The organism is Streptomyces pristinaespiralis (assembly GCF_001278075.1).
GTDB lineage: Bacteria > Actinomycetota > Actinomycetes > Streptomycetales > Streptomycetaceae > Streptomyces > Streptomyces pristinaespiralis.
Genome location: NZ_CP011340.1, coordinates 2,368,383 through 2,384,284, shown reverse-complemented (window position 1 = coordinate 2,384,284; position 15,902 = coordinate 2,368,383). Strand labels below are relative to the sequence as shown.

Below are 15,902 nucleotides of genomic sequence, written 5' to 3'. Positions count from 1 at the left end.
CCGGGGCGTGTCACACAGGAAGAGCGGTCAGTCGAGCGGGCCTTCGCGGCGGACCGACAGCAGGTCCTCCAGCTGTTCCTCGCGGGCCTGCGCCGCCACGAACAGCAGCTCGTCGCCCGCCTCGAGCGTCTCCTCGGGGCTCGGCGTCAGCACCCGCGAACCACGGATGATCGTGACGAGCGAGGTGTCCTCCGGCCACGCCACGTCTCCCACCTGCGTCCCCGCCAGCGCCGACTCCGGCGGCAGCGTCAGCTCGACCAGGTTCGCGTCGCCGTGGCTGAAGCGCAGCAGACGCACCAGGTCGCCGACGCTCACCGCCTCCTCCACGAGCGCCGACATCAGGCGCGGCGTGGACACGGCGACATCGACGCCCCAGGACTCGTTGAAGAGCCACTCGTTCTTCGGGTTGTTGACCCGCGCCACCACGCGGGGCACCCCGTACTCGGTCTTCGCGAGCAGGGACACGACGAGGTTGACCTTGTCGTCCCCGGTCGCCGCGATCACCACGTTGCAGCGCTGGAGCGCCGCCTCGTCCAGCGACGTGATCTCGCAGGCGTCGGCCAGCAGCCACTCGGCCTGCGGCACGCGCTCCACCGAGATCGCGGTCGGTGCCTTGTCGACGAGGAGGACCTCGTGCCCGTTCTCCAGAAGTTCGCCCGCGATGGAACGGCCCACCGCACCGGCGCCCGCGATTGCGACACGCATCAGTGACCGCCCTCCTCAGGACCTTCCGTGAAGGCCTCCTCGACCTTCGCGATCTCGTCCGTGCGCATCATCACATGCACAAGATCACCCTCTTGGAGCACGGTCTGCGAGGTCGGCAGGATCGCCTCTCCCAGCCGGGTCAGGAACGCCACCCTTACGCCCGTCTCCTCCTGGAGACGGCTGACCTTGTGGCCGATCCACGCCGGAGACGTGTAGACCTCGGCCAGCTGGACGCCGCCGCTCGGGTCCGTCCACAGCGGCTCCGCGCCGGACGGCAGCAGCCGGCGCAGCATCTGGTCGGCCGTCCAGCGGACGGTGGCGACGGTGGGGATGCCGAGTCGCTGGTAGACCTCGGCGCGCCGGGGGTCGTAGATACGGGCGGCGACGTTCTCGATGCCGAACATCTCGCGCGCCACCCGCGCCGCGATGATGTTGGAGTTGTCGCCGCTGCTGACGGCGGCGAACGCACCGGCGTCCTCGATGCCCGCCTCGCGCAGGGTGTCCTGGTCGAAGCCGACCCCGGTGACACGGCGGCCGCCGAACCCGGATCCCAGACGGCGGAAGGCGGTGGGGTCCCGGTCGACGACGGCGACCGTGTGCCCCTGCTGCTCCAGGGTCTGCGCGAGAGCGGCTCCCACTCGCCCGCATCCCATGATGACGATGTGCACGACCGTCCTTCCGGCTCAATCAGTTGCGTTACAAGCCTTGCAAGGCAATACAGGGTCTCAGACCGCGGCCCGGACCGGGCACCCACGGTCCGCCGAGGCGGCCGGGTGAATGGGAAGCGTTAAGATCCCGCAGGTCGTGCCCCTCTGGTTGGGCTTGGCTCATATGCAGCGCTTACGATCCTCAGCGTGTCCAAACTGACCGACGTTCCCAAACGGATCCTGATCGGCCGGGCGCTGCGCAGTGAAAAGCTGGGGGAGACGCTTCTCCCGAAACGCATCGCCCTCCCCGTCTTCGCCTCCGACCCGCTGTCCTCCGTGGCATACGCGCCGGGCGAAGTCCTGCTGGTCCTTTCCGTCGCCGGTGTGTCGGCGTACCACTTCAGCCCATGGATCGCGGCCGCCGTCGTGGTCCTGATGTTCACGGTCGTCGCCTCCTACCGGCAGAACGTGCACGCGTACCCCAGCGGCGGCGGCGACTACGAGGTGGCCAATACCAACCTCGGACCGAAGGCCGGCCTCACCGTGGCCAGCGCCCTGCTCGTCGACTACGTCCTCACGGTCGCCGTCTCCATCTCCTCCGGAGTGGAGAACCTGGGCTCCGCGATCCCGTTCGTCGTCGAGCACAAGGTGTTCTGCGCCATCGGGATAATCGTTCTGCTCACGCTGATGAACCTCCGCGGCGTGAAGGAATCGGGCAAGCTCTTCGCCATTCCGACATATGTATTCGTCGCCGGCGTGTTCATCATGATCGCCTGGGGTGCCTTCAAGGGGATCGTCCTCGACGAATCCATGCGCGCGCCGACCGCCGACTACGAGATCAAGCCGGAGCACGGGGGCCTCGCCGGCTTCGCGCTGCTCTTCCTGCTGCTGCGCGCGTTCTCCTCCGGCTGCGCCGCCCTGACCGGCGTCGAGGCCATCAGCAACGGCGTCCCCGCCTTCCGCAAGCCGAAGAGCCGGAACGCCGCGACGACGCTGCTGCTGATGGGCGCCCTGGCCGTCACCATGTTCTGCGGCATCATCGGCCTGGCCATGGCCACCGACGTCAAGATGGCGGAGTTCCCGGCGAAGGACCTGATCGCGAACGGCGTCCCGGTCGGCAACGACTACGTCCAGCATCCGGTGATCTCGCAGGTCGCGGCCGCCGTCTTCGGCGACGGCACGTTCTTCTTCGTCCTGTTGGCCGCCGCGACCGCGCTGGTGCTGTTCCTCGCGGCGAACACCGCGTACAACGGTTTCCCGCTGCTCGGCTCGATCCTCGCGCAGGACCGCTACCTGCCGCGGCAGCTGCACACCCGCGGTGACCGCCTCGCCTTCTCCAACGGCATCGTGCTGCTGGCGGGCGCGGCGATCCTGCTGGTCTGGCTGTACGGAGCCGACTCGACCAAGCTGATCCAGCTGTACATCGTCGGCGTGTTCGTCTCCTTCACCCTCAGCCAGACGGGCATGGTCCGGCACTGGAACCGGCACCTGAGGACGGAGCGGGACAAGGCCAAGCGCCGCCACATGATCCGTTCGCGGGCCATCAACACCTTCGGCGCCTTCTTCACGGGCCTGGTGCTCGTCGTCGTGCTCGCCACCAAGTTCACCCACGGGGCCTGGGTGGCCCTGCTCGGCATGGTGATCTTCTACGGCACGATGAGCGCGATCCGTAAGCACTACGACCGGGTCGCCGAGGAGATCGCGGCGCCGGAGGAGCCGGGCGACGACAGTGTGCGGCCGTCCCGTGTCCATGCGATCGTGCTCGTCTCGAAGGTGCACCGGCCCACCCTGCGCGCCCTCGCCTATGCGAAGGCCATGCGTTTCGACCGGCTCGAGGCGGTCAGCATCAGCGTCGACCCGGCGGAGACCAAGGCGCTGCAGGCCGAGTGGGGGCGGCGCGGGATCAACGTGCCGCTGAAGATCCTGGACTCGCCGTACCGCGAGATCACCCGGCCCATCATCGAGTACGTGAAGGGCCTGCGCCGCGAGAGCCCGCGCGACGTGGTGAGCGTGGTCATCCCGGAGTACGTGGTGGGCCACTGGTACGAGCACGTGCTGCACAACCAGAGCGCGTTGCGGCTCAAGGGCCGACTGCTGTTCACGCCCGGCGTGATGGTGACGTCGGTGCCGTACCAGCTGGCGTCGTCCGAGGCGGCGAAGCAGCGGGCCAAGAAGCGCCAGGAATGGAACGCCCCGGGTTCGGTGCGGCGCGGTCCGGTGGACCGGCGGCCGAAGGAGCCGACGGGCAAGGCGTGAGAGTGGCGCTCGCGAGTGGTGCTTGCAGGTGGTGATTGCGGGTTGCTGTCGTGGGCGGCGGTCCGGCGGCGTACGGCGTGCCTCGTGGCCGGAGGGCGTGGGCGGCGAGGCTGAAGCCGAGCGCGGTGGCGAGGGGCGGGTGGCCTTGCGGTCGGTCGGGGGTCTCGCGGTCGGCCGGAGCGCGTCGGCGGTCGGTCGGAGGTACCGCTCGGCCGACGTAGACTGGTCGGTCGTTGTCTCGTCGGCTGTCGCCCGGCACCCCCTTTGATCTCTGGAGTCACCCCACCATGCAGAACGCACCCGAGTCGTCGCTGGTCGGGCAGGAGTACGAGGTCGAGGTCGGCCCGGTCGCGCACGGCGGCCACTGCATCGCCCGCACCGAGGAAGGGCGGGTGCTCTTCGTACGGCACACGCTCCCCGGCGAGAAGGTCGTCGCCCGCGTCACCGAGGGCGAGGAGGGCTCCCGCTTCCTGCGCGCCGACGCGGTGCGCGTGCTCGAGCCCTCCAAGGACCGGGTCGAGGCACCCTGCCCGTACGCCGGTCCGGGCAAGTGCGGCGGCTGCGACTGGCAGCACGCCAAGCCGGGTGCCCAGCGCCGCCTCAAGGGCGAGGTGATCGCCGAGCAGCTCCAGCGCCTCGCGGGCCTGACCCCCGAAGAGGCCGGCTGGGACGGCACCGTCATGCCGGCCGAGGGCGACAAGCTGCCGCCCGGCCAGGTCCCGCAGTGGCGCACCCGCGTCCAGTACGCCATCGACGACGCCGGCCACGTCGGCCTGCGCCGTCACCGCTCGCACGAGGTCGAGCCGATCGAGCACTGCATGATCGCCGCGAAGGGCGTGAGCGAGCTCGGCATCGAGGAGCGCCTCTGGGAGGGCATGGCGACCGTCGAGGCCATCGCCGCCTCCGGCTCCGGCGACCGCCAGGTCATCCTCACCCCGCGCCCCGGCGCGCGGCTGCCGCTCGTCGAACTCGACAAGCCCGTGTCCGTGCTGCGCGTCGACGAGAAGGACGGCGGGGTGCACCGGGTCCACGGCCGCGCCTTCGTGCGCGAGCGCGCCGACGAGCGCACCCACCGGGTGGGCAACGGCGGCTTCTGGCAGGTCCACCCGCAGGCCGCCGACACCCTGATGCGTGCCGTGATGCAGGGACTGCTGCCCCGCAAGGGCGACATGGCCCTCGACCTCTACTGCGGCGTCGGCCTCTTCGCGGGCGCGCTCGCCGACCGGGTGGGCGACAAGGGCGCGGTGCTCGGGATCGAGACCAGCAAGCGCGCGGTGGAGGACGCCCGCCACAACCTCCAGCAGTTCGACCGCGTGCGGGTCGAGCACGGCAAGGTCGAGGCCGTCCTCCCGCGTACGGGCATCGACAGCGTCGACCTCATCGTCCTCGACCCGCCCCGCGCGGGCGCCGGCAAGCAGACGGTCCGCCACCTCGCCGGCCTCGGCGCCCGCCGCATCGCCTACGTGGCCTGCGACCCGGCGGCGCTGGCGCGCGACCTGGCGTACTTCGCGGAGGCGGGCTACAAGCCGCGGACGCTGCGGGCGTTCGACCTGTTCCCGATGACGCACCACGTGGAGTGCGTCGCGATTCTGGAGCCTGCCGCAAAGGGCGTCTGACCTGCGCTTTCTGGGACGTGGCCGTTCGTTCTCCGTGTTCTTGGGGCTGAGGCACGTGAACGTGGAGAACACTGCCTGACCTGCGTGCTTCGGTGGTGCTGCGCGCCGGGAGCGGCGGCCGCGGTGACTGCTGACGCACGGACGACGGAGCTCTGACCGGCCGCGGTTGACGTAGCGCGTGCCCTGGAGCGTGTCTCTTTGCCGGATCCGAGAGACAGGCCCCAGCGGTCGGTGACCGCATCGACGGAGCCGGCTCGACCTGATCGCGGAACGTGGCCGGCGACAGCCCGCAGGGCCCTGGCGAGCACGCGCGCCGGGTCACCGGGTGGAGCTCGGCTCGGGGCGGCACGCAGTGTTAGGAATGGCGCATGAAGGAACAGTTCCGGCGGATTCGGAAATCACTTCAGCGTCCGCTCGTGGGCCGGCGTCCGTCCGATCGACGTCGCACGGCGAGTTCGTCGACGGGGCCGGGGGGCGGCTTCGGTTCGACGCTGCGCCTCATGCTCAACGTGCGTACCGCCGCCGGACAGGTCTTCGCACTGCAAGTCGCGATCGTGTTGTTGCTGGTCGTGGCCGCGGTGACTGCTCTGGCCGTCCAGGTGGCGCGCGACAGTACGCGGAACGCGGAGCGCCAGTCGGTGACTGCGGCCGAGACGTTCGCGAATGCCCCTGGCACGGCCGAGGCCCTGAAGAGCGAGGACCCGACGGCGGTGCTCCAGCCACGCGCGGAAGCAGCCAGACAGCGGTCGGGTGTCGACTTCGTTGTTGTCCTGGACACCGACGGGATCCGTCTCACGTACCCCGATCCCCGACAGATCGGGAAACCGTTCGTCGGCACCATCGAACCGTCGCTCGAAGGCCGCACCATTGTCGAGCGGGCGGGCGGGCCACCCGTGCCAGGGGGCACCGGGACGGCCATCCAGGCCGTCGCTCCGGTGAAGGACGCCGACGGTTCGGTGGTCGGCCTGGTGTCCGCCGGGATCACGGTCGAGAACGTTTCGAGCCTCGTCGAGCAGCAGTTGCCGATCATCCTCGGCACCGGGGCGGCCGCACTCGTGGCGTCCACACTGGGGACGGCGCTGGTGGCCAGGCGGCTGCGCCGGCAGACGCGCGGTCTGGCCCCGGCCGAGATGACGCGGAGGTACGAGCACCACGACGCGGTGTTCCACGCGGTGCGCGAAGGAGTGCTGATCATCCGTGCCGATGGACGTCTGCTGCTGGCCAACGACGAGGCGCGGCGGCTTCTGGACCTGCCGGCGGACGCGGAGCAGCGGCGGGTGGGTGACCTGGAACTGGATGAGCGGACTGCGCGGCTGCTTTCGTCGGGCGAGCCGGTCACGGACGCGGTGCACCTGGCCGGCGACCGTCTGCTGGCGGTGAACAAGCGGTCCACCGCCCCGTACGGGGGGCAGGCCGGCTGGGTGGTGACTCTGCGGGACACGACGGAGCTGACCGCGGTGACCGGACGGGCGGAGGTGGCACGGGAGCGGCTGAGGCTTCTGTACGACGCGGGGGTGCGGATCGGGACCACGCTGGACGTGACGCGCACGTGCGAGGAGCTCGCGGAGGCAGCCGTCCCCCGATTCGCCGGTGTCGTCACCGTGGAGCTGCTGGATCCGGTGCTGCGCGGCGAGGAACCGGCCGGTGCGGACACCGACATGCGCCGGACCGCCGCCTTCGGTCTCGAGGGGGCCCATGCCCTTCAGCCTGTCGGTGAGCTCATCCGGTTCGTTCCCGCCGGCCCTGTCGCCGCCGCGGTGATCAGCGGCCGGGCGGTCCTGGAGCCGGATCTGAGCGCGTCGGAAGGCTGGCTGGCCCAGGACCCCGAGCGGGCCCAGCAGGTCCTGGACCAAGGCGTCCACTCGCTCGTCGTGGTCCCGCTGCGGGCGCGGGGCGTGCTCCTGGGAGCGGCGAACTTCTGGCGCACGGACGGCTCACCACCGTTCGACGAGGAGGACATCTCCGTCGCCGAGGAACTGGCCGCCCGGGCGGCGGTCTGCATCGACAACGCCCGCCGCTACACCCGCGAGCACACCATGGCCGTCACCCTGCAGCGCAGCCTCCTGCCACGCGGACTGCCCGAGCAGAACGCTCTGGAGGCCGCCTTCCGTTACCTGCCGGCCCAGGCCGGCGTGGGCGGCGACTGGTTCGATGTCATCCCGCTGTCCGGCGCCCGTGTGGCGCTGGTGGTCGGAGACGTCGTCGGCCACGGGCTGCACGCGGCAGCCACCATGGGCCGGTTGCGCACCGCCGTGCACAACTTCTCCACTCTGGACATGCCTCCTGATGACCTGCTGAGCCACCTGGACGAACTGGTGGCTCACATCGACGACGAGGAGTCCGCCGCAGGCGAGGACGGGCAGGGGATCACAGGGGCCACTTGCCTCTACGCCGTCTATGACCCCGTCGACGGGCGCATGGTCGCTGCGACCGCCGGCCACCTGGGTCCGGCCGTGGTCCGTCCCGACGGGTCGGTGGAGTTCCCCCGGCTGCCGATCTCTCCGCCGCTGGGCCTGGGCGCCGGCCTGCCGTTCGAGAGCGCCGAACTGACCTTGCCCGAGGGCTCCCGACTGGTGCTCTACACCGACGGGCTGGTCGAGGACCGCACCCGGGACCTGGACGCCGGCCTGGAGGCCCTGCGCAGCGCTCTGACCGGGCCCGGCCGCACCCCGGAGGCCACCTGCGCCGCGGTGATCGACGCGATGCTGCCCGCCCGTCCGACCGATGACGTCGCGCTGCTGGTGGCCCGCACGCGCCGACTCGGTTCCGCGCAGGTAGCCGTGTGGGACGTGCCGCGCGATCCCGCAGCGGTGTCCCTGGTCCGTACCGCCTGCGCCCGCCGACTGGAGGCCTGGGGTCTGGAGGACATCGGGTTCGCCACCGAGCTCATTCTGAGCGAGCTGATCACCAACGCCATCCGCTACGGCGCCGAGCCCATCACCGTCCGTCTGCTGCGGGACCGCACCCTCATCTGCGAGGTCTCCGACGGTTCCAGCACCTCCCCGCATCTGCGCCGGGCCAGGACCACCGACGAGGGCGGCCGCGGACTGTTCCTCGTCGCCCGGTATTCCGAACGCTGGGGCACCCGCTACACACCGGACGGCAAGGTCATCTGGACCGAACAGTCCCTGAGCGGTGGGGCAGCCGAATCCGGTGGTCACCTCGGCGACATCCTGCTGGACCAGTGGACGGAGGACGACTTCTGAGCTCGCCGGAGGGCGCCTTGTCATTGCGCACCTTTGCCGCCGACCAGCTTCTGGGACGGGCGCCGGGATCCGGGAGTTCCCTCGGATCCGCCTCGTCAACGTGGAGGCCTCACCGGCCCGGTCACACCCCACGCCGAGGCGGCTCGGCTCCCGCGGAGTTCCGTCCCATCGACGCAGCCGTGAGTTTCCAGAGCTTGTGCGAAGGCACAAGAGGGGCTGCGTGACCAGTCAACTCCTTCATGGTTTCGGTGACTGACCCGCGACGGTGCCTGGCGGATGTACTTGCCCTGTTGTTCCGATCAACAGCACCAGTACCGGTGTTGCCGGCCGAACTGTTCCAAGGCGGCACCCGAAGCCCTGCTTGGTACCCCGGGTGGTCTGTGCGTGCGGTGTTCCGCATGGGCAGAGCATCCGGGGAGTCCCCACCGTCTGCGACAAAGGAGTGACCATGACGGCGTACACCCAGGAAGCGAGCATCCAGGAGCTCGAGCGCACCTGGATGGAGGAGGCCATCGGCCTTGCCACCGCCAGCGTGGAGAACGGCGGCGGACCGTTCGGCGCACTGATCGTCAAGGACGGCGAGATCGTCGCCATCGGGAACAACAAGGTCACGTCGAATCTGGACCCGACGGCGCACGGCGAGGTGAGCGCGATCCGTGCCGGCTGCCAGAAGCTGGGAACCTTCTCCCTCGAGGGCTGCGTCCTCGTGACCTCCTGCGAGCCGTGCCCGATGTGCCTCTCCTCCGCGCTGTGGGCGCGGGTCGACCGGATCATCTTCGCCGCCGACCGGGACGACGCCGCGGTGGCCGGCTTCGACGACCGCAAGTTCTACGACCTGTTGGAGAAGCGGCCGGCGGAGCTGTGGCCGATGGCGGTCGAGCGGGTGGACATGCCGAACCGTACGGCGCCGTTCGACGCGTGGCTGGCAAAGTCCGACCGCGTCGACTACTGAGAACGGCGCTCGTCGCGCACCGGCAGGCCGCGGGCGGCTCGGTGGAAGCCTCAGGATCACACCCTGTGACCTGGGGCTTTGCTCTTTCGTACGCCGATTCTCCGTACGCCGATTCTCCGTACGTCCGGATCCGCCGGTGCGGTCGGCGGACACCCCGACGCGCAGGACACCGTGACCGCAATATCGAGGGGGCGCCCCGCTGCGTGCGTTCGCACGAGCGCGGGGCACCCCGCATCGATCCCGTCGGAGGGTCAGCCGCCCTCGCTCTCGAAGGTGCGCAGCAGATCCGCGGCGACGCTGACGGCGATCGTCGCGGGTTCCTTGCCCGTGATGTCGGCCAGGCCGATCGGCGTCTTGATCCGGTCGATGACGGCGTCGTCGTGACCGCCCTCGGTGGCGAGGCGTTTGCGGAACCGCGCCCACTTGGCCGCCGACCCGATCAGACCGATGGAGCCGAGACGGGGCGTGCGCAGGGCGGCGTCGCACAGCGCCGCGTCCTCGGCGTGATCATGAGTCATGATCAGGACATGGGTGCCGTGCGGCAGTTCCTGCAGCACCTCCTCGGGCAGCAGCGGTGTGTGGTGCACGTGCACCTGCGCCACCGCGTCCGCCAGCACGTCGAGCCGCTCGTCCGCGAGGATGTCGGAGCGGGAGTCGATCAGATGGAGGTCGAGGTCCTGGCGTGCCAGGATGCGCGCCAGTTCCAGCCCGACGTGCCCGACGCCGAAGACCGCCACCGCCCGTACCACCGGCAGTGGTTCGAGCAGCACCGAGACCGTGCCGCCGCAGCACTGCACGCCGTGCTGGTTGGTGACCTTGTCGTTCAAAGCGAAATCCATCAGCTCGGGCTCGGACACGGACGCGGCGAGCATCTCCCGAGCCCGGTCGATCGAGACCGCCTCGACATTGCCGCCACCGATCGAGCCCCACGTCCGGTCCGTCCCCACGACGAGCTTCGCGCCGGCGTCGCGCGGGGCGTGGCCGCGCACGGCCGCGACGGTGACCAGCACGCCGGCCTCCCGGCGTGCCCGCAACCGTGCGACCGCGGCGACCCACGTCATGTCAGGCACCGCTCAGCGCTTCCGCGCCGGCTCGGACGCCTTCGCCCGCGGCGACGTGCCCGTTTCCGGTTGGTCGGTCGCCGGCGGCCATGCTCCGGCGGGCCTCCTCGATCGCCCAGTACACCGCCTCCGGGGTCGCGGGCGACGCCAGCTCGACGCCTGCCCCGGCCGGCCCGAACGCGGCGGCGGCCTGCCGGAGCGCTTCGCGCACCGAGAACGCCAGCATCAGCGGAGGCTCACCCACCGCCTTGGAACCGTAGACCGCGCCCTCCTCGGTGGCGTTCTCCAACAACGTGACGTTGAACTCCTCGGGCATCTCCGAGAAGCTCGGCAGCTTGTAGGTGCTCGCCGCCTGGGTCAGCAGCCGTCCACGGTTGGGCCCGTCACCGGTGTCCCAGCGCAGGTCTTCGAGCGTCAGCCAGCCGGCACCCTGCACGAAGCCGCCCTCGACCTGACCGATGTCGATCAGCGGGGACAGACTGTCGCCGACGTCGTGAACGATGTCCACCCGCCGGATGCGGTACGCGCCGGTGAAGCGGTCGACCTCCACCTCGGTCGCGGCGGCTCCGTGGGCGAAGTACTTGAAGGGCGAGCCCCTGAACGACTTCGCGTCCCAGTGCAGCCCCTCGGTCCGGTAGAAACCGGCCGCCGACAACTGGACCCGCTGGAAGTACGCGGTGTGCACCAGGTCGTCCCAGGCCAGCTCCTTGTCACTGCCCAGGGCGCGCGCGACGCCCTCGACGATGCGCACGTCCGAGGCGTTCGCGCCCAGTTGGGAGGCAGCCACCTGCAGCAGCCGCTCGCGCAGCTGCTCACAGGCGTTCTTGATCGCCCCGCCGTTGAGGTCCGCGCCGGAACTGGCGGCGGTGGCCGAGGTGTTGGGCACCTTGTCGGTGCGCGTCGGGGCGAGGCGCACCTTGTGCAGCGGGATGCCCAGCGTGGTCGCGGCCACCTGCATCATCTTGGTGTGCAGGCCCTGGCCCATCTCGGTGCCACCGTGGTTGATCAGTACCGAGCCGTCCTTGTAGATCAGCACCAGCGCGCCGCCCTGGTTGAAGGCGGTGAGGTTGAACGAGATGCCGAACTTGATGCCGGTGACCGCGAGGGCCCGCTTGGTGTGCGGGTGCGCGGCGTTGAAGGCGGCGATCTCGCGTTTGCGGTCGGCGACGCAGGCGTCGTCCTTCACCTGCTGCCAGACGGTGGAGATCCGCTCGGCCTGTGTGACCGGCTGTCCGTACGGCGTCGTCTGCCCCTGGCCCGGCCGGTAGAAGTTGCGTTCCCGCAGCTCCATGGGGTCCAGGCCGAGCTGCGGCGCGCAGCGGCCGAGGATGTCCTCGATCACCAGCATGCCCTGCGGTCCGCCGAAGCCGCGGAAGGCGGTGTTGGAGACCGTGTTGGTCCTGGCGATGCGGCCGGCGACGCGCGCGTTGGGGATCCAGTACGTGTTGTCGATGTGGCACAGCGCGCGGGCCAGCACCGGCTCGGACAGGTCCAGGCTCCAGCCGCCGTCCGCGGTCAGGGTGGCGTCCAGGGCCTGGATGCGGCCGTCCGCGTCGAAGCCGATCTTCCACGTGGCGTGGAACCCGTGCCGCTTGCCGGACATCGTCAGGTCCTGTGTCCGGTTGAGCCGGAAGCGCACCGGCCGGCCGGTCAGCTTGGCGCCGAGCGCGGCGATCGCCGCGAACCCGTGCGGCTGCATCTCCTTCCCGCCGAAGCCGCCGCCCATCCGCAGGCACTGCACGGTCACCTCGTGGCTGGGCACGCCCAGCACATGAGCGACGATCTCCTGGGTCTCCGAGGGGTGTTGGGTGCTGCTCTGGATGAACACCTGCCCGTTCTCGTCGACCTGGGCCAGCGCCGCGTGCGTCTCCAGGTAGAAGTGCTCCTGGCCGGAGAACTGGAACTCGCCGGTGAACACGTGCGCCGAGTCGGCGAAGCCCGCGTCGACGTCGCCGGCCACCATCATGGGCCGGGCGCCGTGGTAGCTCCCGGCGTCGATCGCGTCCTGGAGCGTGACCAGGGAGGGCAGTTCGTCGAGTTCCACCTCGACGGCCGCCGCGCCGAGCCGGGCCGCCTCAAGGGTCTCGCCGAGCACCCAGGCGACCGCGTGACCGTGGAACATGACCTCGTCGGGGAACAGCGGCTCGTCGTGCTTCATGCCGGCGTCGTTGACACCGGGCACGTCGGCCCCGGTCAGGACGCGGATGACGCCGGGCACGGCGAGCGCCGGGCCGGTGCGCAGCGCGGTGACCCTGCCGTGGGCCGACATGACCTGGACCGGGTACGCGTGCAGTACGTCCTTGGTGCGCTGCACCAGGTCGTCCGTGTAGAGCGCGGCACCGGTGACGTGCTGGACGGCGCTCTCGTGCGGCATCGGGACACCGACGACGGGCTTCTCGGGACGCTCGGAAAGATGACTCATGACTTCGCCGCCTCCGGGGTCTGTGCGTGCAGCTTCAGCAGGCTCTGGCCGAGCATCGCGGAACGGTAGAGGGAACTGGCGCGGTGATCGTCCATCGGTGTGCCCTCACCCCGCAGCACCCGGGCCGCGGCCCCGACGGTCTCCGCCGTCCATGGCCTGCCCTCCAGGGCCGCCTCGGTGGCGAATGCGCGGATGGGTGTGGCGGCCACGCCGCCCAGGCCGATGCGCGCCTTGCGGACGGTCCCGTCCTCGATGTCGAGGGCGAAGGCGACCGCCACGCTGGAGATGTCGTCGAAGCGCCGCTTGGCAATCTTGTGGAAGGCGGTGACGGGCGACAGCGGCAGTGGGACGCGCACCGAACGGATCAGCTCGCCGGGGCGGCGCACGCTCTGCCGGTAGCCGGTGAAGTACTCCGCCAGCGGGACCTCGCGCTCACCATCGACGCCGGCGAGCACCACCGACGCCTCCAGCGCCAGCAGCACCGGCGGGCTGTCGCCGATGGGCGAGCCGGTGCCCAGGTTGCCGCCGAGGGTCGCGCCGTTACGGATGAGCCGGGACGCGAACTGCGGGAACAGCCCGGCCAGCAGCGGGACGTCGCCGCCGAGGCGGCGCTCGATCTCGGTGAGGGTGAGCGCCGCGCCGATCTCGATGTAATCCGACTCGACGCGCAGCTCACGCAGTTCGGGAAGCCGGTCGATGGCGACCACGCAGTTCGCCCTGCGCGAGCGGATGTTGACCTCGACGCCCCAGTCGGTGGAGCCGGCGACCACGACCGCGTCGGGCCGCTCGCGCAGCAGCTCCAGCGTTTCGTCCAGGGTGCTCTTCCGCAGGAACGCGCTGTCGTCCCGGATGTACTCGGTGGCGACCGGCGAGGGCGGGGCCTGCTCGCGGCGCTGTGCCAGCGGGTCGTCTTCGGCGGGTGCGCCGACGGCGAACGCGGCGTCGCGGATGGGGCGGTAGCCGGTGCAGCGGCACAGGTTTCCGCTGAGCGCGTGCAGGTCGAAGCCGTTCGGGCCGTGCTCGGCGTCCGTGCCGTCGACGCCGCCGTCCGCTTCCGTACTGTCGGCCGGGTCCGCGGGTGCGTGCTCGCAGCGACCTGGCCGGTAGTACTCGGCGGCCATGCTGCAGACGAACCCCGGCGTGCAGTAACCGCACTGGGAACCGCCGCGCACCGCCATCTCCTCCTGCACAGGGTGCAGCGTTGGCGGCTCGCCCGGTCCACCGGCGGTGGCGAGACCCTCGGAGGTGATGATCTCCTGGCCGTCGAGCGCCGCGACCGGGACCAGGCAGGCGTTGACCGCGACCCAGTCGGTGGGCTTGTTCACCCCGGGCCGGGCCACCAGGACCGAGCAGGCGCCGCATTCGCCCTCGGCGCACCCCTCCTTGGTTCCGGTGAGGCCGCGCTCGCGCAGGAAGTCCAGCGCCGTGGTGTGGGGCGCTGCCGGTGAGATCGGTGCTTCTTTCCCGTTGACCGTGATCCGTGCCGCGTTCATGACCGGTCCCCGTTTCGGCTCGCGATCGGTCGATTCATCATGTTCGCCAATTTTCCGGCAGCTTTCTGTGTTCAGACGCGCCGCGTGGGAGGAGCGGGGCGCAGAAAGGATTCAGGTGCGCCACGTGAGAGGAGCGGGCGCGGAAAGGCACGTGACAGCGACGTGCGGGAATGCGGTGACGGGAGACCCGGAATGCGCCGCGGAAGGGCACATCGGAACGGCGTGCTCAGACGCCGTGCGCGATCCGGCCCGGAACCCAGACGGTGCACTGGGCGAGGCGACCGAGATCAGAGCTGGTGTACATCCGCCGGTCGCCTCCTTCGGGTGGTAATGGGTCGACGTCTACCGGAAGCTAGTTGCTCGGATCACAGAGGTCAAGAGGTCGATTCCCGGCCTCCGGGGAATCGATCCGATCCGAGGCCGGGGCGTGCTCGCCAGGCGGCTGAACGTACAAACCTTCCTGACGGTGATCGGGTAATCATCCAAAGCTGCGCCTGAATCAATTCTTCTGGCAGTGAATTGCGGGGCATGGCCCTGGGTGCGTGGCGCTCATCCGGCGCCTCGCCCGTACACCTCAGGCCGCGGGCCCACTGGTGGAGGCGGCGGTGCGCGCGTTGCGTGCGCTGCCCGTGTCGCCTCCGGTATCGCGGGCGACGTTCGCAGCACTGACCCTTTCCGCGCGCCCATGCCCTCCGGTCCCTCCGCGTAGCGCGACGGACGTCGCCGTCCCGAGGCTGGGACCGTTCACACCTGTGAGAACCCGGCCGTCCTGTCCGCCGCCGGCACCTTCGGCCCGGCGTGCCCGCCCATGGTGTGCCTCCAGAGGCAGCCGTCGGCCGCCGCCCTCGCCTTGCTGCGGGATCTGGCCGCGCGGGGAGCCGGCCTGCTCTACAGCAGGGCCCATCGGGCCGCCGTGGCCTCACAGTGCGATGACGGCGCGGACCAGCGTGCCCTGGGGGGAAGGTCGCACGGACATGTCCACGCAGTACGCGTCGACCAGGGCGAGGCCGCGGCCGAACGCCGCGTCCATGTCCGCCCCCTCGCAGCGTGGCGCCGGGCGCGCCCGCCAGCGCCCCCGATCGCGAACCACCACGGTCAGCGAGGCGTCATCAGCCTCGAACATCACCGTGATCTGGGGGCTGCCGCTGTGCAGGACCGCGTTGGTCGCCAGTTCCGTGACGACCGCGGTGAGCGCCTCCTCGGCGGCTTCGGACAGCTGCCGGGTACGGGTCACCGCCCGTGCCAGGCGGCGTACGAGCGGTACCGACCGCGCGGTCGCCGGCAGTTCGATCACGGTCGTCAGCCGACTCGGGCGGGGCCGCACCGTCTCTCGCGGATTCCCGTCCTCCTGCGGATTCCCGTCCACCGGTGCCTCGCCTGCATCGACGGACGCCCCGCCCGGGCTGGGACAGATCATGTTTCGCACGCCGGCCTCCCGCCTGCGCAGCCGACTGCGTCGGCATCGATCCCGACGGCCCGACGGGCCACGGGGTGGTCTTACCGCCTCAACGCTGCCCGTCGGTCCGAGCCCGCCGCAATCAGGG

10 protein-coding genes and 1 pseudogene are annotated in these 15,902 nt (G+C 70.6%); 5 read left to right on the top strand and 6 right to left on the bottom strand.

The window, feature by feature from the left end; translation table 11 throughout:
* Window positions 1-27 precede the first annotated feature (27 nt).
* Window positions 28-705: a potassium channel family protein gene (locus tag SPRI_RS09910; RefSeq protein WP_005310936.1), complete on the bottom strand. Its 678-nt coding sequence runs from the start codon at window positions 703-705 to the stop codon at window positions 28-30.
* On the bottom strand, window positions 705-1,373 hold the full coding sequence (locus SPRI_RS09905; protein WP_005310934.1) for a potassium channel family protein: 669 nt from the start codon (window positions 1,371-1,373) through the stop codon (window positions 705-707). The genes SPRI_RS09910 and SPRI_RS09905 overlap by 1 nt, the downstream gene beginning before the upstream one ends.
* Before the next feature lie 186 nt (window positions 1,374-1,559).
* Between SPRI_RS09905 and SPRI_RS09900 the strand changes: the two genes are divergently transcribed.
* From SPRI_RS09900 to SPRI_RS09885, 4 genes are all read left to right on the top strand, one after another.
* Window positions 1,560-3,608, top strand: coding sequence for an APC family permease (locus SPRI_RS09900; RefSeq protein ID WP_005310932.1), 2,049 nt, complete (start codon window positions 1,560-1,562; stop codon window positions 3,606-3,608).
* Between the two features lie 287 nt (window positions 3,609-3,895).
* On the top strand, window positions 3,896-5,224 hold the full coding sequence (locus SPRI_RS09895; RefSeq protein ID WP_037773576.1) for a class I SAM-dependent RNA methyltransferase: 1,329 nt from the start codon (window positions 3,896-3,898) through the stop codon (window positions 5,222-5,224).
* 500 nt (window positions 5,225-5,724) lie between these two features.
* The gene (locus SPRI_RS09890; RefSeq protein WP_005310916.1) at window positions 5,725-8,430 is read left to right on the top strand and encodes a SpoIIE family protein phosphatase/ATP-binding protein; all 2,706 of its coding nucleotides are present in this window, start codon (window positions 5,725-5,727) and stop codon (window positions 8,428-8,430) included.
* A 448-nt stretch (window positions 8,431-8,878) separates the two neighbouring features.
* Complete coding sequence (locus tag SPRI_RS09885) at window positions 8,879-9,382, top strand: nucleoside deaminase (RefSeq protein WP_005310914.1); 504 nt, start codon at window positions 8,879-8,881, stop codon at window positions 9,380-9,382.
* A gap of 251 nt (window positions 9,383-9,633) precedes the next feature.
* Here SPRI_RS09885 and xdhC read toward each other — a convergent pair whose 3' ends face one another.
* Genes xdhC through SPRI_RS09870 form a run of 3 tightly spaced genes read right to left on the bottom strand, consistent with a single transcriptional unit; the run spans window position 9,634 to window position 14,358 of the window.
* Complete coding sequence (gene xdhC / locus SPRI_RS09880) at window positions 9,634-10,443, bottom strand: xanthine dehydrogenase accessory protein XdhC (protein ID WP_106428407.1); 810 nt, start codon at window positions 10,441-10,443, stop codon at window positions 9,634-9,636.
* 1 nt (window position 10,444) lies between these two features.
* Complete coding sequence (xdhB, locus tag SPRI_RS09875) at window positions 10,445-12,865, bottom strand: xanthine dehydrogenase molybdopterin binding subunit (RefSeq protein WP_005310909.1); 2,421 nt, start codon at window positions 12,863-12,865, stop codon at window positions 10,445-10,447.
* Entirely contained in the window at window positions 12,862-14,358 is a 1,497-nt protein-coding gene (locus tag SPRI_RS09870; RefSeq protein WP_005310907.1) for a xanthine dehydrogenase small subunit, read from the bottom strand. Before SPRI_RS09870 ends, xdhB begins: the two co-directional genes overlap by 4 nt.
* Window positions 14,359-15,127: 769 nt before the next feature.
* Here SPRI_RS09870 and SPRI_RS37025 point away from each other — a divergent pair.
* Window positions 15,128-15,193: pseudogene (locus tag SPRI_RS37025) on the top strand (hypothetical protein); the annotation flags it as partial.
* Between the two features lie 84 nt (window positions 15,194-15,277).
* On the opposite strand, the gene SPRI_RS09865 reads toward SPRI_RS37025, so the two are convergent.
* Window positions 15,278-15,652 (bottom strand): ATP-binding protein, encoded by a 375-nt coding sequence (locus tag SPRI_RS09865; protein WP_234020363.1) that lies wholly within the window; start codon window positions 15,650-15,652, stop codon window positions 15,278-15,280.
* Window positions 15,653-15,902 lie beyond the last annotated feature (250 nt).

Bases quoted from the DNA above. Each gene is read 5' to 3' on its own strand.
- SPRI_RS09910 (WP_005310936.1), bottom strand. From the start codon at position 705: ATGCGTGTCGCAATCGCGGGCGCCGGTGCGGTGGGCCGTTCCATCGCG.
- SPRI_RS09895 (WP_037773576.1), top strand. From the start codon at position 3,896: ATGCAGAACGCACCCGAGTCGTCGCTGGTCGGGCAGGAGTACGAGGTC.
- SPRI_RS09890 (WP_005310916.1), top strand. From the start codon at position 5,725: ATGCTCAACGTGCGTACCGCCGCCGGACAGGTCTTCGCACTGCAAGTC.
- SPRI_RS09885 (WP_005310914.1), top strand. From the start codon at position 8,879: ATGACGGCGTACACCCAGGAAGCGAGCATCCAGGAGCTCGAGCGCACC.
- xdhC (WP_106428407.1), bottom strand. From the start codon at position 10,443: ATGACGTGGGTCGCCGCGGTCGCACGGTTGCGGGCACGCCGGGAGGCC.
- xdhB (WP_005310909.1), bottom strand. From the start codon at position 12,865: ATGAGTCATCTTTCCGAGCGTCCCGAGAAGCCCGTCGTCGGTGTCCCG.
- SPRI_RS09870 (WP_005310907.1), bottom strand. From the start codon at position 14,358: ATGAACGCGGCACGGATCACGGTCAACGGGAAAGAAGCACCGATCTCA.